We start from the raw sequence: 18,745 nt of genomic DNA on the forward strand, positions 1-18,745 counted from the left end.
AAAGTGCCGCTCGCCTATCACTAAAGGCCGCCGCTCGCCAGCGCGCAGCGCGGGAGACACCCCTGCACGCAGGGCGGCGCTCCCGGCGCGGGGCTCCAGTTCGCACCGCGGCCGCCGCTCAGCGGCTGCCGCTCCGGCCAAGACCGCCAGTGGTGCCGGGATGCGCCTCGCGGGTGCGCATGAAGGTCCAGATGACCCGGCTCTTCTCCGCCACGTCGCCGGCCAGCACCAATTGGGTGGTGCGGCGCGGGCCGCCGGCGGCCGCCAGATAGACGCTTTCCTCGATGCCGAGCTGAATATGCGGCGCGGCGAACGCCCAGGCTTCGCCGGTGGGGAGGCTGAGCAGGGCGGTGTGGGGATCGTCGAGCCGCTCCACCGAGACCGAGGGATGCAGGTGGAAGCGGATGGCGAACGGTGCGGGCTCCAGCACCGCGCCTTCCGCCGGACGGAACACGTCCTCGCCGTCCAGCCGGTTGCCTTCGGCGGCCAGCCGCCACGAGCGCTGGTGGATCACGCCGAAGGCGGTGCCATAGCCGTCATGGCTGGCGCGCAGCAGGATGGCCTCGTTGCGGGTGCCGCGCTGCACCTCCACATGCTTCGGCCCGTCGACGATGGGCACGCCCATCAGTCGGGTGAGCTGGGGCCCCTTGAGGAACTGGCAGGAGGAGGTATCGGCCACCACGGCGGTGGAATGGGCGGCGGTGGACCGCGCCACCTGGCGCCACTGCTCGCGATTGACGCTGGGCATGCCGCAATTGACGACGATGCGGCTGCGGCCGGAGGACAGCTCGAAGGCGAGGGCGCTCGCATGCGCCTCCCAGCTCACCGGCAGGGGCGGCGGCGGGCCGGTATCGGCAATCACCACCACGCCCCTGGCATCGAGCCGCTGGTAGCCGGAATAGGGGGCATTGGCCACCGGCGCGCCCCGGGCATCGTCGAAGGCGAGGATGGTGGCCAGCTGGTCGGCCGCGGTGAAGCCCATGCCATGGAAATGCGCGAAGGCGCCATCGCCATGGCGGAAGAAGCGCAGCATGGGCATCATGCGGTCGATGGCGTTCATCAGCGCGGTGGGGGCCGGCTGGTTGCGCGCCATATAGGCCTGGCGCAGCGGCAGAAGTTCCAGCAGCAGCTCGATCAGCATGCCGGGGTTGCGGGTAAGGGGGCCGCCGTCGGGCAGGATCTGCCGATCCAGCTCCTCGGTGAGGCGGCGCTGTGCCGCCTTCAGCAGCCGGCCCTGGTCGGACATGCACAGGCCGGCGGTGGTGAGCGCCACCAGCACCAGCAGGCGCGGATAGCCATCGGGCGCGCGGTCGGCCTCGCGGCGCAGCTGGCGCACCTGGCGCGCCAGGGAGCGGGTGAAGCGGCGGTAGAAATCGAGCTCGGCGTCCTGCAGCAGGAAGGTCGCCTGGGTGAGCCAGGAGATGATGCGCCGGGCGGTGACCTCGGGCCGGGCGGCGATGGCCCGGGCGGCGCCGGTGCTGCGCATCCAGTCGCCCACCAGGGCGCGGGCATTGGCCCGGGCGATGGTGGTGTTGGCGGCGCGCAGGTGGCGCAGCCAGCCGAAGCCGTGCAGCGCCTCGGCCCAGTCCACCGAGGGCGGCACCAGCTCGAAGGCGGTCTGGCCATCGAGCTGCACCACCTTGCCGGCGAAGGCGAAGCGTCCAGCATAGATTTCCGCCGCCTGGGTGGCATCGCCGGTGCGCAGATCCTGGGGCGCGATCAAGAGCCGCTCGGGCACCGGAACCGAGACATAGGCGAGGCCGAGGTGGCTGCCGCCGGCGCGGCCGGCCTGGCCCAGCAGCCACTGCCGGGTCACCACCACCGCCAGACGCAGGCGCTCGGCGAGGCTCTCTCGATTCACGTGAGCCCCCTTCAACTGGGCCCCCCTCAGCCGGGGCCCCGGGCGCGACGAGGCGCCGGGCGCGAAAGGATGGAAGCGCGCCGCAAATCCGTTCCACATGACAGCCTCCCCCTCCCGCGATGCGCCAGACGGCGAATCAGCTGCGAATCACCGGATGGGCGTCGCAGCGCTCCCGCGGGGGGCGAAGAGGGCGCCGCCGGCCCTTCAAGGCCGCGGCGTATTCCCTTCAACCCATTCGTGCAAATGGGGTTTCTGCGTCACCCGATGCGCCGGAGGCGGGCCGCGAAGAAGCCGTCCAGCCCCGAGCGTTCCGCCTCTCCGCGCATCCAGTCATGGGGAAGAGTGCGCACATCCCCTTGAGGAGTTATGAACGGCGCGATGCCCTCCACATCGGCGGCGGTGACCGGCACGCGGGCGACGTCCTGGCGGCGGGCGAGCAGCTGGGCGATCTGCAGCTCGCCTTCCTCCGGCTCCAGGGAGCAGGTGGAATAGACGATGAGGCCGCCCGGCTTCAGCAGGTCCACCGCATGATCCAGCAGCCGGGCCTGCAGCGCCGCCAGAACGGTGATGTCGCCGGGGCGCTTGGCGAGGGCAATGTCGGGGTGCCGGCGCAGGGTGCCGGTGGCCGAGCAGGGCGCGTCCAGCAGCACCGCATCATAGGGCCCGCCCTGGAACTGCAGGGTGTCCGCCTCCACCACCTCCGCCGACAGCTTGAGTCGCGCCAGGTTTTCCTCCAGCCGGTTGAGCCGCGCCGCTGAGCGATCCACCGCCGTCACCGTGGCGCCGGCCGCCGCCAATTGGGCGGTCTTGCCGCCGGGGGCGGCGCAGAGGTCGGCCACCTTGAGGCCCTCGACCGGCCCGAGCAGCCGCGCCGGTAGCGCCGCGGCGGCGTCCTGCACCCACCAGTCGCCCTCGGCGAAGCCGGGCAGCGCCCGCACTGGGCCCGCCTGCAGCACCCGCACCGTGCCGGTGGGCAGCACTTCGCCGGCGAGGCGCTCGGCCCAGGCGGCGGGATCCGCTTTCACGGTGATGTCGAGTGGCGGCTCGACCTGGTGCATGGCGGCGAGCGCCCGTGCGCCATCCTCGCCATAGGCGCCGATCCAGCGGTTGCGCAGCCATGCCGGCGTATCGGCGGTGAACGGGTCGATGCCCTCGAGGGCGGCCGTCTTGTCGGAGGCGATCCGCCGCAGCACCGCGTTCACCAGGCCGGCAAAGCCGGCGGTGGAGCGATCGGCGCGGGCGATGTCGACGCTCAGGCCGACGGCGGCGTGATCGGGCACATCCATGAACAGCAGCTGGGTGGCGCCGGCCAGCAGCACCGCCTCCAGCCGCGGCGCCGACTTGGGAAAGCCGCGGGCCATCAGCCGTCCGAACACGGCGCGCAGGGTGCCGGCCCGCCGCAAGGCGGTGGCGACGATGCGATAGGCCAGCGCCCGGTCGCGTGGATCCAGCCCCGCCGGGGCGCTCTCCAGCGCCTCTTCCAGGGTGCTGTTGTGGTGGAGGATGCGATCGAGGCCATCCACCGCCAGGCGACGGGCGGCGAAGCCAGCGGGAACGGCGGCGCCGGTGGCGGCGCGGGGGGCGGACGAGGAGCGCGGAGGTTTCATCGCGGAAGATAGAGCACGAACCACCCACCGGCGCCAACCCGGCCGGTGGCACCCGCTCCGCGCGCACCGGCCTACCAGTGCGGCGCGGCGGTGCCTTGCTTCGGCCCGTGCGATCTCGTAAGACGCATCAGTAACGCCCCGGACCAAAGCCGGGGCTTTGCTTTGTTCGCGCGGGCCGATGTGACCCGCGCCGCGCGGGGAGGCAATTCAGCGTGGCCAATGTGGTCGTGGTCGGCTCTCAGTGGGGCGACGAAGGCAAGGGTAAGATCGTCGACTGGCTCTCCGAGCAGGCCGACGTGGTGGTGCGGTTCCAGGGCGGGCACAATGCCGGCCATACCCTGGTGGTGAACGGCGTCACCTATAAGCTGTCGCTGCTGCCCTCTGGCGTGGTGCGCCCGGGCAAGCTGTCGGTGATCGGCAACGGTGTGGTGCTGGATCCGCAGGCGCTGGTGGACGAATTGGCCCGGCTCGCCGCCCAGGGGGTGGTGGTGGGGCCCGAGCGTCTGCGCATCGCCGAGACCACCCCGCTGATTCTGCCGCTGCATCGCGAGCTCGACGCCCTGCGCGAGAACAGCAATTCCGGCACCCGCATCGGCACCACCAAGCGCGGCATCGGCCCCGCCTATGAGGACAAGGTCGGCCGCCGCGCCATCCGCCTCATCGACCTGGTGGACGCCGACGCCCTGCCGGCCAAGGTCGAGCGGCTGCTGACCCATCATAACGCCCTGCGGCGCGGCCTCGGCCTCGACGAGATGAAGGGCGACGCCCTGGTGGCCGAGCTGCTGGCGCTGGCACCCAAGGTGCTGCCGTTCATGGACCGGGTCTGGGAGCTGCTGGACAAGGCCCGTCGCGACGGCAAGCGGATCCTGTTCGAGGGCGCCCAGGGGGCGCTGCTGGACATCGATCACGGCACCTATCCGTTCGTCACCTCGTCGAACACGGTGGCGGGCTCCGCCTCCAGCGGCACCGGTATCGGTCCCGGTGCGCTCGACTATGTGCTGGGCATCACCAAGGCCTACACCACCCGCGTCGGCGAGGGGCCGTTCCCCACCGAGCTCACCGATGAGGTGGGCAAGATGCTGGGCAGCAAGGGCCGCGAGTTCGGCGTGGTCACCGGCCGCGCCCGCCGCTGCGGCTGGTTCGATGCCGTGCTGGTGCGCCAGACCGTGCGCACCTGCGGCATCCACGGCATCGCGCTCACCAAGCTCGACGTGCTCGATGGCTTTACCGAACTGAAAGTCTGCGTCGGCTACAAGGTGGACGGCAAAGCCATCGATTACCTTCCGGCGGAAACCGGCGCGCAGGCGCGGGCCGAGCCCATCTACGAGGTGATGGAAGGCTGGCAGGCCTCCACGCAGGGCGCGCGCTCCTGGGCCGACCTGCCGGCGGAGGCGGTCAAGTACGTGCGTCGGGTCGAAGAGCTCATCGGCTGTCCGGTGGCGGTGTTGTCCACCAGCCCGGAGCGTGACGACACGATTCTGGTGCATAATCCGTTCCAGGACTAACCTGCGCGGCGCCGCTCCCTGGTGGAGCCGGTCAGGTGAAGCCTCCAAGGTGAAGCAAAGTCTCTGATGGCTGACTATTATCCGCTTCTCGCCCGCGCCATCTCGAGCCTGCCGCAGAACACCGCGGAGGCTCGGAAGGCCGTGTTCGACCGGGCCCGGACGGCACTGCTGCGGCAGTTGCGCGGGGTTGATCCGCCCTTGCCGGAAGGCGAGATCACCCGTGAGCGGCTCGGCCTCGAGGAGGCGATCCGCCGCCTGGAGGCGGAAGCAGCACCTCAGGACAATGAGAAGCCCGAGGGCGCGGAGGCCCCGTCCCCCGCGCCGGAGCCGGTCGAGCCGCCCCCGGCGGCGCCATCGACCGAGGCCGAGGAACCGGCCGAAACCCTTGCAGAAGAGGCGGCCGCGCCGCAGCCAGATCAGGATACGCCCGTTGAAGCGGACGCGCCGTCCGACCCGGAGGTCGCCACCGGCGATGCGCCGGCTCCGGCCGATGAGGACGCCGCGGCCCGCCGGCCGGCCCTGCGCCGCGGCGAGGTGCGCAGCCGCGAGGCGGCCAAGGCCGATGGCAAGCCCGACGGCAAACCGGTGCGGCCGAGCGTGCGCGGCAGCGAGCCGCGACAGGGCGCTTCCTGGAAGCGCTTCGCCTTGTGGGCCGTCGTGGCACTGGTGGTGCTCGGTGGCATCGTCGCCGCCGTGGTAGGTCGTGGCCTGTTGTCCGATGGTCACGAGGGTGGCGTTTCGGCACCGGTGGCCAGCCAGAACGCGCCGGCCGAGCAGCCCAAGAGCGAAGACCGCATGGTGGCCAGCGGTGGCGATGCCGCCCGCCGGGCCCCGGCGCCGACCCGCAATGCGGGCACCCAGCGCGCCGTGCTGCTGGAGGAGAGCCCGGGGGGCACCAGCCCGCCGCAGACCTTCGAGGGCACGGTCACCTGGAAGACCGAAACCTTCACCGCCGGCCCGGGCCTGCCGCCGGATATCGGCGTGCGCGGCGAGATCACCATTCCCGAGCGGCAGATCACCATGTCGTTCGTGCTGCGCCGCAATCAGGATCAGACCCTGCCGGCCTCGCACACCATCGAGATCGCCTTCAAGCTGCCGCAGGACTTCGCCCTCGGCGGCATCGCCAACGTGCCCGGCGTGCGGGTGAAGCAGAGCCAGCAGGCCCAGGGCGTGCCCCTGGCCGGGCTCTCGGTGAAGGTCAATCCCACCCTGTTCCTGGTGGGCCTGTCGCCGGCGCCCGCCGATCGGCAGCGCAATGTGGCGCTGCTGCAGGTCTATCCCTGGCTGGACGTGCCGGTGATCTACACCAACAACAAGCGCGCGGTGGTCGTGTTCGAGAAGGGCCCGGCCGGCGACCAGGCCTTCAACGACGCCTTTTCGGCCTGGGGCGAGCTGCTCCAGAACCCGCCGCAGCAGGGTGAGCCGGCCGAGGCGCCAGCGGAACCGCCGCAGAACGCCAATTGAGCCTGACGGTTTTACCCCTTCAACACAGCTCCAAGGGCGGCGGCAACGCCGCCCTTCGTGCATCTTCTGGGAGCGAGTGCACTATGCGTCGCCGGTGCTCTGCCGCAGGCCCTTCAGGCGGTAGAGGGCGTCCAGCGCCTCCCGCGGGCTGAGGGCGTCGGGATCGAGGGCGTCGAGCGCCTCTCCCACCTGATCCGGCGCGGCCGGGGGCGTCTCGGCCGGCGCCGGGCGCGACAAAGCGGCGAACAAGGGCAGGTCGTCGATGAGCTTCTGGGCGGGAGAGGCCCGCTCCGCCGCCTCCAGCTCCGCCAGCACCGCCTTGGCGCGGGTGATGACCGCCGCCGGCAGGCCGGCGAGCTTGGCCACCTGGATGCCATAGGAGCGGTCGGCGGCGCCGGGCACCACCTCGTGCAGGAAGATCACGTCGCCCTTCCATTCGGTCACCTTCACGGTGGCGTTGAACAGCCGCTTGCAGCGCTGGGACAGGGCTGTCAGCTCGTGGAAATGGGTGGCGAACAGGGCCCGGCACCGGTTCACCTCGTGCAGGTGCTCGAGGCTCGCCCAGGCGATGGACATGCCGTCGAAGGTAGCGGTGCCACGGCCGATCTCATCGAGAATGACCAGGGAGCGCGGCGTCGCCTGGTTCAGGATGGCGGCGGTCTCCACCATCTCCACCATGAAGGTGGAGCGGCCCCGGGCAAGATCATCCGCCGCCCCCACCCGCGAGAACAGGCGATCGACGACGCCGATGCGGGCCGCCCGCGCCGGCACGAAGGCGCCGGCCTGGGCCAGCACCGCGATCAGCGCATTCTGGCGCAGGAAAGTAGACTTACCCGCCATGTTGGGGCCGGTGACCAGCAGGATGCGGCCATCCTTGGCTCCTTCGGGCGGGGAGAGATCGCAATCATTGGGCACGAACGGGCCGCCGTCCCGCGACAAAGCCTGTTCCACCACCGGATGGCGGCCGCCGGTGATGGCGAACACCGCATCGTCCTCCATCTGCGGGCGCACATGGCGCTCGGTGCTGGCGAGCTCGGCCAGGCCGGCGGTCACGTCCAGCTCGGCGAGCGCCTCTGCGGCCTCACGAATGGGTTGGGCGGCATCCACCACCGCCGCCGCGAGACGGTCGAAAATGGCCTGCTCCAGCCCCAGAGCCCGCTCGCCGGCGGAGGCGATGCGGCTTTCCAGCTCAGACAGTTCGACGGAGGAGAAGCGCACCGCCCCCGCCATGGTCTGACGATGCACGAAGACTTCCAGATGCGGCGGCTCCCGCAGCCGGTCGGCATTCTGGGCGGTCACTTCCACGAAATAGCCGAGCACCGCATTGTGCTTGATCTTGAGCGACTTGATGCCGGTGTCCTCGGCGTAGCGGCGCTCCAGGGCGGCCACCACGCGCCGGCTTTCGTCGCGCAGGGCGCGGGTGGTGTCGAGCTCGGTGTCGTAGCCGGCGCGCACGAAGCCGCCGTCGCGCCGATAGGCGGGCAATTCGTCGGCGAGGGCGGCGCCGAGCTCGCCCGCCAGCGCCGCCGGCACCCGGGCCAGGATGGCGAGGGCCTCGGCGATGTCGGCGGGAGGCGCCGCGCCGAACAGGCCGGTAAGCGCCAGGGCACCATCGAGCCCGTCGCGGATGGCGGCAAGGTCGCGCGGGCCGCCCCGCTGCAGAGCGAGGCGGGTGAGGGCGCGGGCCATGTCCGGGGCGGCGGCGAGGCGGGCCCGCAGGGCGCGGCGCAGCTCGCCATCGTCGCCGAGATATTCCACCGCATCGTGGCGGGCGCGGATGACGGCAAGGTGGGTGAGCGGCTCGGCGATGCGGCGGGCGAGCAGGCGGGCCCCGGCGGCGGTGACGGTGCGGTCGATGGCGCCCAGCAGGGAGCCGCGCCGCTCACCGGAGGTGGTCTTCACCAGCTCCAGATTGGCCCGGGTGCCGGCATCGATGAGCATGATGCCGCCTTCCACATCCTTCACCGGTCGGGCGAGGGCGGGGCGGGCGCCGATCTGGGTGCGCTCCACATAGGCGACGATGGCGGCGGCGGCGATCAGCTCAGGCCGGCTGAAGGCGCCGAAGGCGTCGAGCGCCGCCACCCCGAAGAAGCCGGTGAGGCGCTTTTCGGCGCCGGCACCATCGAAGTTTTGGCGCGGCAAAGGCGTGAGGGCGGGAAAGCCGCGCAGCATCTCCTTCAGCTCGGCATCGTCCAGCAGCGCGTCGGAGACGAGGATTTCCGCCGGCTCGATGCGGGCGAGATCGCCGGACAGCGCTTCGCGGCTGCTGGCGCTGACGCGGAACGAGCCGGTGGACATGTCGGTGAAGGCGAGGGCATAGGCGAAATCATCCGCCGCCGTGCCGGCCCGCACCCGGGCCACCGCGGCCAGCACGTTCTCGCGCCGGGCATCGAGCAGGGAGTCCTCGGTGAGGGTGCCGGGGGTGACGAGGCGGGTGACATCCCGGCGCACCACGCTTTTGGGCCCGCGCTTCTTGGCGAGCGCCGGGTCCTCCAGCTGCTCGCACACCGCCACCCGGAAGCCGAGGGCGATCAGCTTGTGCAGATATTCCTCGGCCCGCTCGATGGGCACCCCGCACATGGGGATGTCCTCGCCCAGGTGCTTGCCGCGCTTGGTGAGCACGATGCCCAGCGCCTGCGAGGCCTTCTCCGCATCCGCGAAGAACAATTCGTAGAAATCGCCCATCCGGTAGAACAGCAGGCTGTCCGGATTGGCCGCCTTGATCTCCATATATTGCGCCATCATCGGCGTGACGCGGGTGTCGTCCGCGCGCGGCGCAGCGGCGGCAGAGGCCGCAGCAGGAGGCGCCTCTGCAGGAGGTGCGTCTGCGGGAGGGGTCTCTCGGGCGGGATCGGCGGGCAGCGCGGCGGCGGTGGAGCTCATGGTGGCACTCATGGGCGCCAAGCTAATGGCCGGCGGCGGCGCTGTCAGCGCGCGGGGGGCATCTTCGACAGGAAATCTGTGCCAGCCGGGGATTCAGCGCCCTCGCCTTACCCCCAGGGCCCCCGTCGCGGCGGCTCGGCGCCTCCGCCCCACGGGCCGGTGCCGGTGCCGGTGGGCGGCGTGCGCGGGGCGCCGGTCGGCCAGCCGCCGGGCGCCCGCGGGCCGCCGCTCGGGCCCATCTGCTGGGCCAATTGCTGCAGGGCGGCGATGCGGTTCTGGGTGGACGGGTGGGTGGAGAACAGATTGTCCATGCGCATCCCCGAGAGGGGATTGATGATGAACATGTGCGCCGTCGCCGGATTGGATTCAGCCTCGTAATTGGGAATCTGGTGGGCCTCGCCGGAAATGCGGGCGAGCGCCGAGGCAAGCGCCATGGGCCGGCCGCAGATCTCGGCGCCGCCGCGATCCGCCTCATATTCCCGCGAGCGGGAGATGGCCATCTGCACGATCATGGCGGCGATGGGGGCCAGCACCGCCATGAGGATGGTGCCGATGGCGCCGAATGGGCTGCCGTTGTTGTCCCGGTGGCCGCCGCCGAAGAACAGGCCGAAGTTCGCCAGCATGGAGATGGCGCCGGCGATGGTGGCGGTCATGGTCATGGTGAGGGTGTCGTAATGCTTGATGTGCGCCAGCTCGTGCGCCATCACGCCGGCCACCTCGTCGTGGGTCAAGGACTGCAGCAGGCCGGTGGTGGCGGCCACCGCGGCGTTCTGCGGGTTGCGGCCGGTGGCAAAGGCGTTCGGCTGCGGATTGTCCATGATGTAGACCTTGGGCATGGGCAGGCCCGCCCGCTGCGCCAGCTCCCGCACCATGCCGACGAACTCGGGGGCGGTGGCCTCGTCCACCTGGCGCGCGCCATACATGCGCAGCACCATCTTGTCCGAGTTCCAATAGCTGAAGAGGTTCATGGCCGAGGCCACGACGAAGGCGATCATCATGCCGCTCCGCCCGCCCAGGGCGAAGCCAACCACCATGAACAAAGCGGTGAGCCCCGCGAGCAGGATCACCGTCTTCAAATGGTTCATGCCGCTCCTCCGTGACTGCGCCACGCGCATCTCCCAGAGGATGGGAAGTGCCGCGCCGCGACGCAAGGGCAGAGGCGTTGGGAAGGACGATCCGCTCAGATGTCGTGGCCCAGGCGGTCGGCGGCCACGCACCTCCAGCGGCCCACCTGCCACTGGGGATGGGCCTCGGTCCACTGGGCGATGGTGGCCTGGGACGAGATCATGCAGGCCATGGGCGCGGCGGCTTCCATGGAGAAATTGATGTGCTCCTCGCGGCAGGTGGCGGGGGCGCTGATGAGGCAGGCATAAAGGACGATGAACATGACACAGGCTTCCCACGGGGTTGGGTTTGGCCATCCGGATGTTGTCGCTCCCGAAACGCCCGCGATCAACGCCATTGTGGCGCCCCCCACCGGCCGCGCGCCCCGGCGGGGCGTTTGGGCCGGCCGATCCCGGATCTGTTGGGGTCAAACGTAAAGCAGTTTTCCCATGGGTGAAAGCGGAAATTGCTGCACTGCAACAAGCTGGAATGGGCGGCCGTGCGTGCGGACTGCCGTCTTGCTGGTGCCGCACAGCTGGGGTAGTTTCCGCGAGCTATCCGGTGAACCGGCTCGGCGTGTGCCGGGCGCTGACAACAAGGGTAAGCGGCAGCCGACCGCTATCCGCATGAACCGGAGGCGGTCGTCCCGAGCCTGGTGATGGATGCGACGGCGCGTGCGGGAGCAGGGCTCCCGCGGCCCGGTCCGGCGGCCATCGCCCGGGTTCCATTTGGGAGGACGAAACGATGGCCAAGATCGACAAGGTTCTGGTGGGTGAGGCGCTGGTGGGCGACGGCAACGAGGTCGCCCATATCGACCTCATCATTGGCCCGCGCGGCAGCGCGGCCGAAAGCGCCTTCTGCAACAGCCTCACCAACAACAAGGACGGCTTCACGTCCCTGCTGGCGGTGATTGCGCCGAACCTGCAGTGCAAGCCCAACACCGTGATGTTCAACAAGGTGACCATCAAGGACGCGCGCCAGGCGGTGCAGATGTTCGGCCCGGCCCAGCACGGCGTCGCCAAGGCGGTGCAGGACGCGGTGGCCGAGGGCATCATCCCGCTGGAAGAGGCGGACGACCTCTATATCTGCGTGGGCGTGTTCATCCACTGGGAAGCGGCGGACGACGCCAAGATCCAGTCCTACAATTACGAGGCCACCAAGCAGGCCCTCGCCCGCGCCGTCAAGGGCGAGCCCTCCGCAAAGGTCGCCACCGAGCAGCGCGACGCCGTCAAGCATCCCTTCCAGGCCTAGGAACGAGACCACCCTGGGCAGAGCGCGCCCGCGCCGATGCCGACGGGACTGCTCCAGCGGTTGGCCGCCATCTTTCTGGGTCGCTGACCTTGCACATATGTCCGCCGGCCGTGCGCCGGCGGATTTTCTCGCATCCCCGCGTCCGCACAGCCCCTAGGGGTCGCGGCGGATGAAGGCGCCGAAAGCCCGCGGCCCGTCGGCCACCGACACCGCGCCGGTCACGGTCAACGTCTTGACGTCGATGACCGAGAGCGTGTTGTCGAACCAATTGGCCACATAGACCTTGGTGCCATCGCCGCTGGCGGCGATGCCTTCCGGATACTCGCCCACCGCGATGGTGCCGCGAGGCGCCAGTGTCGCGACGTCGAAGACGCTCACCGAGCCCGCATATTGATTGGTGACGAAGGCGAGGTCCTGGGCGAGAGCCACCCCATAAGGCCGCTCCCCCACTTTCACCGTGCCCACCACCGCCCGCTTATGCACGTCGATGACCGAGACATCGTTGGAGCCCACGTTGGCGGTGTAGGCCCGCCGGCCCTCGGCATCGAGGGTGATGCCGAACGGCCGCTGCCCCACCGCAATGACGGCGAGACGCTTCAGGCTGCGGGCGTCGATCACCGACACCGCATCGTCGTCGCGGTCGGCGGTGAGAACCAGCGCCCCATCGGGCGTCACCGCCACCCCGGAGGGCGAGCGGCCGGTTTCCGCCTGCCGGCGCAGCTCCGGCCGGTCCGGATCAATCACCAGCAGATGATGATCATACCAGTCCGCCACGAACACCGGCGTGCCCGACGGGGCAACGGCGATGCCGAGCGGACCGCCGCCCACCGGCCACCGGGCCACCACCGTGCGGCTGGCCGTGTCGATGGCCGACAGCATCTTGTCGTCGGGACTGGTGACATAGGCCCGGCGGCCGTCTCGGGTCACCGCGATGCCGGCTGGGGCGCCCGGCACCGGGATCTGCGCCACCACCGCGCCCGCCCCGCCGGCGGCGGCGAGGTCGATGACCGCCACCGCATTGGCCGGCTGCTCGGTGATGAACGCTTCCTCCGCCCCGGCCCCGCCCGCAGCGAGAAGCAGCGCGGCCGCCGCCAGGGTGGCCCGGCACGCGGTCCGGCTCACTTCTCGAACTTCGCTTTCAGGGCATCGAGCCCGGCACGGTAGACGCCGCTCACCGCCGCCACCGCGGCCTCGTCGCTCAGCTCCGGCGGCGGATCATTGTTGGGAAAGCCGCGATAGAAGGCGCCGCGCCACTCCACCTTGCTGTGGGTCGCATCCACCGGCGTGACGGTGATGGTCGAGGAATAGTTGGTGACCGGCAGAACCTTCACGTCCACTTCGGCGATCCGGTAGGAATAGCTCATCTTCTCGGGCTCGAACTTGTAGAGCACCTCGTCGATGGTGCCGCCGCCCTTCAGGGTGAGATGGCGGGTGGCATCCACCGCATTGCCGCCCTGGCCGGTGGTGGCGCCGATCACCGGATGCCAGCCCATGTCCTGGAAATTACCGATGGCGGCCCATACCTTGTCCGCGGGCGCGGCGACCTCGACGGTTTCCGTCACCTTCTTGCGGGTGGGCCCATGCGCCTCGGCCGCCAGCGGCGCGAGCACCACGGACGCCACCGCGGCGATGGTGAGAAGATGTTTCATGCGGCGTTTCCTTCCTGTCTTCCATGACGTGTTTTAGCGGTTGGGCGTGGGGTTCAGGGCGCCAGCGGCGCCTGTCCCGGTGCCAGAATGCGGTTCTTCATGAGGTAGCGCACCCCGCGCAGCCACGACTCCTCGGTATTGCCGCGGATCTCCACCTGCCCGGCGCGCAGCACCCGAGCGGGCGTGGCCACCTCTCGCACCTGAAGCGAGAAGGAGAGAATGAGGTTCGAGACCTTGCGCACCACGCCCAACACCTCCAGCTGCGCCCCCGCCGCGCGGGCGAGGTCCTCCTCGCAGCCATTGCATTTGTAGAACGGTGCGAGCTCGGTGATGCGGCTCGCCAGGGGCGCGAGATCCACCGGCGTCATCTCGCCCGAGGCGACCACCATGGCCAGCAATTCCGCATTGGCGTGGGCGAGCCAGATCTTTTGCGCCGCAACAATATCCGGCCGGGCATCCATGGTGTCATCGAAGAATTCAAAGCCAAACATGGCCGTCTTCACCGGCTCAGCCAGGGCGGTGACCGGACAGGACAACAACAGGAGCAGGATCGCAAGAAAACCGCGGCAGATCATGGTGTACACTCGAGCGCGACAGAGGGTGTCACAGCCCGCCCCATTCCGGCAAGGTGAGATTATCTTATTGTTTCCTTAGATATATCCGGTTGCACGCGCGACCTGATGATGCCTAGATCTCGGCACTGGACGCACCAGATCCAGGAACAACGACGACGATGGGGAGATGCCATGAGGAGCCTGCCTGCGCTGGCGTGCGCCGTGGCGGTAGCCGTGGCTGGCCTCTCTTCGCCGCTTGCAGCGCAGACGCCCCCCGCCCCGAACACCGCAGCGACAAGCGCCCCGGCGGCAAGCACCCGGGCAGACAGCGCCCCGGTGGAGATCGGCATCGGCCTCATCACCCGCGAGGTGCCGCCGCCGCCCCTTTATGATCTGCTGGCCGTGCCCGAGGACGATGCGGTGGCTGGCGCCACCCTGGCCATCAAGGACAACAATTCCACCGGCACCTTCACCGGGCAGCATTTCACCCTCGACGCCCAGACCCTGGCTGAGGATGAGGATGCCGTGGCCGCCGCCACCGCCCTGGTGGCGCGCGGCACCCGCCTCATCGCGGTGAACCTGCCGGCCGACGAGCTCATCGCCGTGGCCGACGCGGTCCGTCCGCAGGGCGCCATCGTGTTCAACATCGGCGCCGGCGACGATGCCCTGCGCGGCGCGGACTGCCGGGCCAATGTGTTCCATGTGGCGCCGAGCCGCGCCATGCTGGCCGATGGGCTGGCCCAGTTTCTCGCGGCGCGGCGCTGGAACCGGCTGTTCCTAGTGGTGGGGCCACAGCCGGCCGACGTCGCCTATGCGGCGGCGGTGAAGCGGGCGGCCCGCAAGTTCGGCCTCAAGATCGTCGCCGAGAAGCCCTGGACGCTCGGTCCCCTGGGCCGCGAGCGGGCCGACAGCATCACCCGGTCCGATGCCTTGGTGCTGACCCGTGGGGTGGATGCGGATGTGCTGGTGGTGGCCGACGAGGCCAACGATTTCGGCAATTACATTCCCTTCCGCACCGCCGCGCCACAGCTGGTGGTGGGCACCCAGGGCCTGACCGTCGGCACCTGGCACCCGGCGCAGGATGCGTGGGGCTCGGCCCAGCTGCAGAGCCGCTTCCTGCGCAGTGCCGGGCGCACCATGCGGCCCACCGATTATCAGGCGTGGCTCGCGGTGCGCATGGTGGGCGAAGCGGCCACCCGCACCCAGGGCGGCGATGCCGCGGCTATCGCCGATTTCATGCGCAGCCCGGCCTTCACCATCGCCGCTTTCAAGGGTGTGCCGCTGAGCGTGCGGCCCTGGGACCAGCAGGTGCGCCAGCCGCTGCTGGTGGCCCAGCCCCTCGGCATCGTGGCGGTGGCGCCGGAAGAAGGCTTCCTGCACCAGCGCACCCCCCTCGACACCCTGGGCACCGACGCGCCCGAGACCACGTGCAAGCTGAAATAGGCCAAGCCGAAGGCCAACCGACAGGCCGCCACCGGAACGGCGGCGAAACGACAGAGCGCCCGCGCGCCACAGATTGGGAGGACACCGCCAATGACCGCCTTTCACCCCCCTGCCCCGTCGCGCCGCGGCGCCCCCCTGCGGGCGCTCGGCGTCGCGCTGATCGGCGCCGGCGCCCTTCTCGCCGCCGATGCGGCTGAGGCCTACACCGTGTTCGTCTCCAACGAGCGGGGCAATTCCATCTCGGTCATCGATTCCGAAACGCTGACCGTCACCAAGACCGCCAAGGTGGGCCGCCGCCCGCGCGGCATCACCACCAGCCCCGACGGCAAGGTGATCTATCTGTGCGCCAGCGACGAGCATGCGGTGCAGGTCATCGATCCCAGCTCCCTCAAGGTGCTGCGCAAGCTGAAGTCGGGGCCGGACCCGGAGCTGTTCGCGCTCCAGCCCTCGGGCAATCCGCTCTACATCGCCAATGAGGACGACAACCAGGTCACCGTGCTCGATGTGGAGAAGAACAAGGTCATCGCCCAGGTGCCGGTGGGCACCGAGCCCGAGGGCATGGCGGTGAGCCCCGATGGCAAGACCCTGGTGGCCACCTCCGAGACCACCAACATGGCCCATTTCATCGACACGGGCACCTTCAAGATCGTCGGCAACGTGCTGGTGGATGCGCGCCCGCGCTTTGCCGAATTCACCAGCGACGGCAAGAAGCTGTTCGTCTCCGCTGAGGTTGGTGGCACGGTGTCCGTGGTGGATCCGGAAACCCGCAAGATCATCCATAAGATCACCTTCAAGATCCCCGGCGTCTCCCAGGAGACCATCCAACCGGTGGGTGTGCGCCTGACCAAGGACGGCAAGACCGCCTTCGTGGCGCTCGGACCGGCCAACCGGGTGGCCGTGGTCAATGCCGAGACCTACGAGGTGGAGCAGTATCTGCTGGTGGGCCAGCGGGTGTGGCAGCTCGCCTTCACGCCGGACGAGAAACTGCTGTTCACCACCAACGGCAATTCCAACGACGTCTCCGTCATCGACGTGCCGAACCGCAAGGTCATCAAGTCCATCAAGGTGGGCAATGCACCGTGGGGCGTGGTGGTCTCTCCCCAATAGGCGCGCAAAGGACCGCGCGTGATGACGGACACGCCCTACATGCCGGCGCTGGCGGTGGAGCAGGTGAGCCATAGCTTCGGCCGCCGGCTGGCGCTGGACCATGTCTCGCTGACCGTGCCGCAGGGTCGATTCGTGGCCCTGCTCGGCCCCAATGGGGCCGGCAAGACGACCCTGTTTTCGCTGGTGACGCGGCTCTACGCCACCCGCGCCGGCGCCGTGCGCATCTTCGGCCACGATGTCGCCCGCAGCCCCTCCGCGGCGCTCAGCGAACTCGGCGTGGTGTTCCAGAGCCGCACCCTCGACCTCGATCTCTCGGTGCGGCAGAACCTCGCCTACCACGCCGCTCTGCACGGCCTCGCGGGCCGCGCCGTGAGGGCGCGGATCGACGAACTGCTGACCCTGGTGGGGCTGCAGGAGCGGGGCGCCGACAAGGTCCGCACCCTGTCCGGTGGCCAGTCGCGACGGGTGGAGATCGCCCGCGCCTTGCTGCATCGCCCGCGGCTGTTGCTGCTGGACGAGGCCACGGTGGGGCTCGATCTTGCGTCCCGCCGGACCATCGTCGCTCTGGTGCGGACGCTGGTGCGCGAGACCGGCCTCGCGGTGCTGTGGGCCACCCACATCTTCGATGAGATCGAGCCCGACGACGCGGTCTCTGTGCTCCATCGCGGCCGCATCGTCGCCTCGGGAGACGCGAAGGCCCTGGCCGCCGACGCGCCCTCGCTGGAGGCCGCATTCCGCGCCCTCACCGAGGACGCGGCGGGGGAGGCGGCATGAGCGGGGCCCCGGCGGCGTCTCCCTCCGCGACGCGGACCCTCGGCCCGCGCGGCTATGCGGTCTGCCTCGGCGGCATCGTCTGGCGCGAGCTGCTGCGGTTCGTGCAGCAGAAGGAGCGCTTCCTGTCGGCGCTGGTGCGGCCGCTGGTCTGGCTCTTCATCTTCGCCGCCGGCTTCCGCTCGGTGCTCGGCGTCTCCATCATGCCACCCTATGAAACCTATGTGCTCTACGAGGTTTACGTGACGCCGGGCCTGGCGGTGATGATCCAACTGTTCAACGGCATGCAATCCTCCCTCTCCATGGTTTACGACCGCGAGGTGGGCTCCATGCGGGTGCTGCTGACGAGTCCGTTTCCGCGCTGGTGGCTGTTGTTCTCCAAGCTCATCGCCGGGGTCGCCGTGTCGCTGGCGCAGGTCTACGTGTTCCTGGCCATCGCCCGGCTCTGGGGCGTGGACATTCCACCGCTGGGGTACCTGACCGCACTGCCGGCCTTCATCCTCACCGGCCTCATGCTGGGGGCCATCGGCCTCGTCATCTCCTCGCTGGTGCGGCAGCTGGAGAATTTCGCCAGCGTGATGAACTTCGTCATCTTCCCCATGTTCTTCGCGTCATCCGCCCTCTACCCCCTGTGGCGGGTGCGCGATGCCAGCGAGGCGCTCTATCTCGTGTGCCTCGCCAATCCCTTCACCCATGCGGTGGAGTTCGTGCGCTTCGCGCTCTATGGCGCGTTCGATCCGCTGTCGGGCGCGGTGGTGCTCGGCACCACCATCGTGTTCTTCGCCCTCGCCGTAATCGCCTACGACCCCGGGCGGGGTGTGATGGGCCGGCGCGGCGGACCGAAGGGAGAGGCCCCATGATCCGCCGCCCGCCCCTGTCCCGCAATCCTGATCCCCGAGGCTCGTCCGCCATGATCCAGCGCCCCCGTCGCGGTGCCCGCGGCCCGCTCGCTCTCCTGATCGCCAGCGCGCTGGTGCTGCTTGCGGGACCGGCGGCGGCGCAGCCACAAACCGATCCCGACTGGCCGTGCGCCCAGCGCAAGCGGCCGGACATCAGCCTCGCCACGGTGTGGACCGGTCCGGACATTGCCGCCGCCGGCCCGTGGACCGCCGACCAGGACGCGGCCACCCTGGCCTACAAGCTCGCCTCGCGGCGCACCCCCATGGAAGAGGTGGACGGCCTGCTCGATGGCTTCGTGGCGGTGGCGGGCCCCGACGCCAAGACCCGCCTGGTGCGGGTGTTCGCCGGGGTCTACGAGATCACCAGCAGCGAGCGGGCCCAGCTCATGCACGGCATCGAACGCTATGCCCGCGGCCAGGAACGGCTCGCCGCGCGCCTGCGCGAGGAGGGCGATGCCTTAAGCCGGATCAAGGGCGCGCTGGACACGCCCGACACCCCCGAGAGCCTGGCCCTGGAAGAGAAGCTGAAGTGGGACACCCGCATCTTCGACGAGCGGGCGCGCTCCCTCACCTATGTGTGCGAGACGCCGGTGATCCTGGAACAGCGGGTGTTCGAGATCGGCCGGCGCATCACCGATCGGCTGTGA

Annotated in this window: 16 protein-coding genes; 8 read left to right on the top strand and 8 right to left on the bottom strand. The window is 69.9% G+C overall.

Annotated elements, in window-relative coordinates; translation table 11 throughout:
- Window positions 1-118: 118 nt before the first annotated feature.
- Entirely contained in the window at window positions 119-1,861 is a 1,743-nt protein-coding gene (locus ACU4E7_RS06825) for a heparinase II/III family protein (protein WP_447021064.1), read from the bottom strand.
- Window positions 1,862-2,118: 257 nt separating this feature from the next.
- The gene (locus ACU4E7_RS06830) at window positions 2,119-3,468 is read right to left on the bottom strand and encodes an RsmB/NOP family class I SAM-dependent RNA methyltransferase (RefSeq protein ID WP_447021065.1); all 1,350 of its coding nucleotides are present in this window, start codon (window positions 3,466-3,468) and stop codon (window positions 2,119-2,121) included.
- A 212-nt stretch (window positions 3,469-3,680) separates the two neighbouring features.
- Between ACU4E7_RS06830 and ACU4E7_RS06835 the strand changes: the two genes are divergently transcribed.
- Together ACU4E7_RS06835 and ACU4E7_RS06840 are read left to right on the top strand one after the other, a co-directional pair.
- Window positions 3,681-4,973: an adenylosuccinate synthase gene (locus ACU4E7_RS06835; RefSeq protein ID WP_447021066.1), complete on the top strand. Its 1,293-nt coding sequence runs from the start codon at window positions 3,681-3,683 to the stop codon at window positions 4,971-4,973.
- A gap of 66 nt (window positions 4,974-5,039) precedes the next feature.
- Window positions 5,040-6,437: a hypothetical protein gene (locus ACU4E7_RS06840; RefSeq protein WP_447021067.1), complete on the top strand. Its 1,398-nt coding sequence runs from the start codon at window positions 5,040-5,042 to the stop codon at window positions 6,435-6,437.
- 81 nt (window positions 6,438-6,518) lie between these two features.
- On the opposite strand, the gene mutS is transcribed toward ACU4E7_RS06840, so the two are convergent.
- From mutS to ACU4E7_RS06855, 3 genes are all read right to left on the bottom strand, one after another.
- Entirely contained in the window at window positions 6,519-9,320 is a 2,802-nt protein-coding gene (gene mutS, locus ACU4E7_RS06845) for a DNA mismatch repair protein MutS (protein ID WP_447021068.1), read from the bottom strand.
- Between the two features lie 107 nt (window positions 9,321-9,427).
- A complete protein-coding gene (htpX, locus tag ACU4E7_RS06850; protein ID WP_447021069.1) occupies window positions 9,428-10,405 on the bottom strand; it encodes a zinc metalloprotease HtpX in 978 nt (325 codons plus the stop codon).
- A 95-nt stretch (window positions 10,406-10,500) separates the two neighbouring features.
- Window positions 10,501-10,707: a hypothetical protein gene (locus tag ACU4E7_RS06855; RefSeq protein ID WP_447021070.1), complete on the bottom strand. Its 207-nt coding sequence runs from the start codon at window positions 10,705-10,707 to the stop codon at window positions 10,501-10,503.
- A 461-nt stretch (window positions 10,708-11,168) separates the two neighbouring features.
- Here ACU4E7_RS06855 and fae point away from each other — a divergent pair, with 461 nt between their 5' ends.
- Window positions 11,169-11,675: a formaldehyde-activating enzyme gene (gene fae / locus ACU4E7_RS06860; RefSeq protein ID WP_447021048.1), complete on the top strand. Its 507-nt coding sequence runs from the start codon at window positions 11,169-11,171 to the stop codon at window positions 11,673-11,675.
- Window positions 11,676-11,828: 153 nt separating this feature from the next.
- On the opposite strand, the gene ACU4E7_RS06865 is transcribed toward fae, so the two are convergent.
- The 3 genes from ACU4E7_RS06865 to ACU4E7_RS06875 are packed head-to-tail and all read right to left on the bottom strand — an operon-like array spanning window position 11,829 to window position 13,815.
- Window positions 11,829-12,797: a YVTN family beta-propeller repeat protein gene (locus tag ACU4E7_RS06865; RefSeq protein ID WP_447021071.1), complete on the bottom strand. Its 969-nt coding sequence runs from the start codon at window positions 12,795-12,797 to the stop codon at window positions 11,829-11,831.
- Window positions 12,794-13,324 (bottom strand): SRPBCC family protein, encoded by a 531-nt coding sequence (locus tag ACU4E7_RS06870; RefSeq protein ID WP_447021072.1) that lies wholly within the window; start codon window positions 13,322-13,324, stop codon window positions 12,794-12,796. Before ACU4E7_RS06870 ends, ACU4E7_RS06865 begins: the two co-directional genes overlap by 4 nt.
- 53 nt (window positions 13,325-13,377) lie before the next feature.
- Window positions 13,378-13,815 carry a DUF3280 domain-containing protein gene (locus ACU4E7_RS06875; protein WP_447021073.1) on the bottom strand — a complete coding sequence of 146 codons (438 nt, stop codon included), beginning with the start codon at window positions 13,813-13,815 and terminating at the stop codon, window positions 13,378-13,380.
- Window positions 13,816-14,070: 255 nt separating this feature from the next.
- Between ACU4E7_RS06875 and ACU4E7_RS06880 the strand changes: the two genes are divergently transcribed.
- The 5 genes from ACU4E7_RS06880 to ACU4E7_RS06900 all read left to right on the top strand — a co-directional run bounded on the left by ACU4E7_RS06880 (window position 14,071) and on the right by ACU4E7_RS06900 (window position 18,745).
- Entirely contained in the window at window positions 14,071-15,321 is a 1,251-nt protein-coding gene (locus ACU4E7_RS06880) for an ABC transporter substrate-binding protein (RefSeq protein ID WP_447021074.1), read from the top strand.
- A gap of 90 nt (window positions 15,322-15,411) precedes the next feature.
- Window positions 15,412-16,428 carry a YVTN family beta-propeller repeat protein gene (locus ACU4E7_RS06885; RefSeq protein WP_238122439.1) on the top strand — a complete coding sequence of 339 codons (1,017 nt, stop codon included), beginning with the start codon at window positions 15,412-15,414 and terminating at the stop codon, window positions 16,426-16,428.
- A gap of 21 nt (window positions 16,429-16,449) precedes the next feature.
- The gene (locus ACU4E7_RS06890) at window positions 16,450-17,202 is read left to right on the top strand and encodes an ATP-binding cassette domain-containing protein (RefSeq protein ID WP_447021075.1); all 753 of its coding nucleotides are present in this window, start codon (window positions 16,450-16,452) and stop codon (window positions 17,200-17,202) included.
- Window positions 17,199-18,059, top strand: a complete 861-nt coding sequence (locus tag ACU4E7_RS06895) for an ABC transporter permease (RefSeq protein WP_447021076.1) — start codon at window positions 17,199-17,201, stop codon at window positions 18,057-18,059. Before ACU4E7_RS06890 ends, ACU4E7_RS06895 begins: the two co-directional genes overlap by 4 nt.
- A 50-nt stretch (window positions 18,060-18,109) precedes the next feature.
- Complete coding sequence (locus ACU4E7_RS06900) at window positions 18,110-18,745, top strand: hypothetical protein (RefSeq protein WP_447021597.1); 636 nt, start codon at window positions 18,110-18,112, stop codon at window positions 18,743-18,745.

The organism is Xanthobacter sp. ZOL 2024, from assembly GCF_052932325.1.

Coding starts and splice junctions, on each gene's coding strand:
- mutS (WP_447021068.1), bottom strand. CDS start 9,320: ATGAGCTCCACCGCCGCCGCGCTGCCCGCCGATCCCGCCCGAGAGACC.
- ACU4E7_RS06900 (WP_447021597.1), top strand. CDS start 18,110: ATGATCCAGCGCCCCCGTCGCGGTGCCCGCGGCCCGCTCGCTCTCCTG.
- ACU4E7_RS06855 (WP_447021070.1), bottom strand. CDS start 10,707: ATGTTCATCGTCCTTTATGCCTGCCTCATCAGCGCCCCCGCCACCTGC.
- ACU4E7_RS06885 (WP_238122439.1), top strand. CDS start 15,412: ATGACCGCCTTTCACCCCCCTGCCCCGTCGCGCCGCGGCGCCCCCCTG.
- ACU4E7_RS06895 (WP_447021076.1), top strand. CDS start 17,199: ATGAGCGGGGCCCCGGCGGCGTCTCCCTCCGCGACGCGGACCCTCGGC.
- htpX (WP_447021069.1), bottom strand. CDS start 10,405: ATGAACCATTTGAAGACGGTGATCCTGCTCGCGGGGCTCACCGCTTTG.
- ACU4E7_RS06830 (WP_447021065.1), bottom strand. CDS start 3,468: ATGAAACCTCCGCGCTCCTCGTCCGCCCCCCGCGCCGCCACCGGCGCC.
- ACU4E7_RS06840 (WP_447021067.1), top strand. CDS start 5,040: ATGGCTGACTATTATCCGCTTCTCGCCCGCGCCATCTCGAGCCTGCCG.
- ACU4E7_RS06875 (WP_447021073.1), bottom strand. CDS start 13,815: ATGTTTGGCTTTGAATTCTTCGATGACACCATGGATGCCCGGCCGGAT.
- ACU4E7_RS06880 (WP_447021074.1), top strand. CDS start 14,071: ATGAGGAGCCTGCCTGCGCTGGCGTGCGCCGTGGCGGTAGCCGTGGCT.
- fae (WP_447021048.1), top strand. CDS start 11,169: ATGGCCAAGATCGACAAGGTTCTGGTGGGTGAGGCGCTGGTGGGCGAC.
- ACU4E7_RS06870 (WP_447021072.1), bottom strand. CDS start 13,324: ATGAAACATCTTCTCACCATCGCCGCGGTGGCGTCCGTGGTGCTCGCG.
- ACU4E7_RS06890 (WP_447021075.1), top strand. CDS start 16,450: ATGACGGACACGCCCTACATGCCGGCGCTGGCGGTGGAGCAGGTGAGC.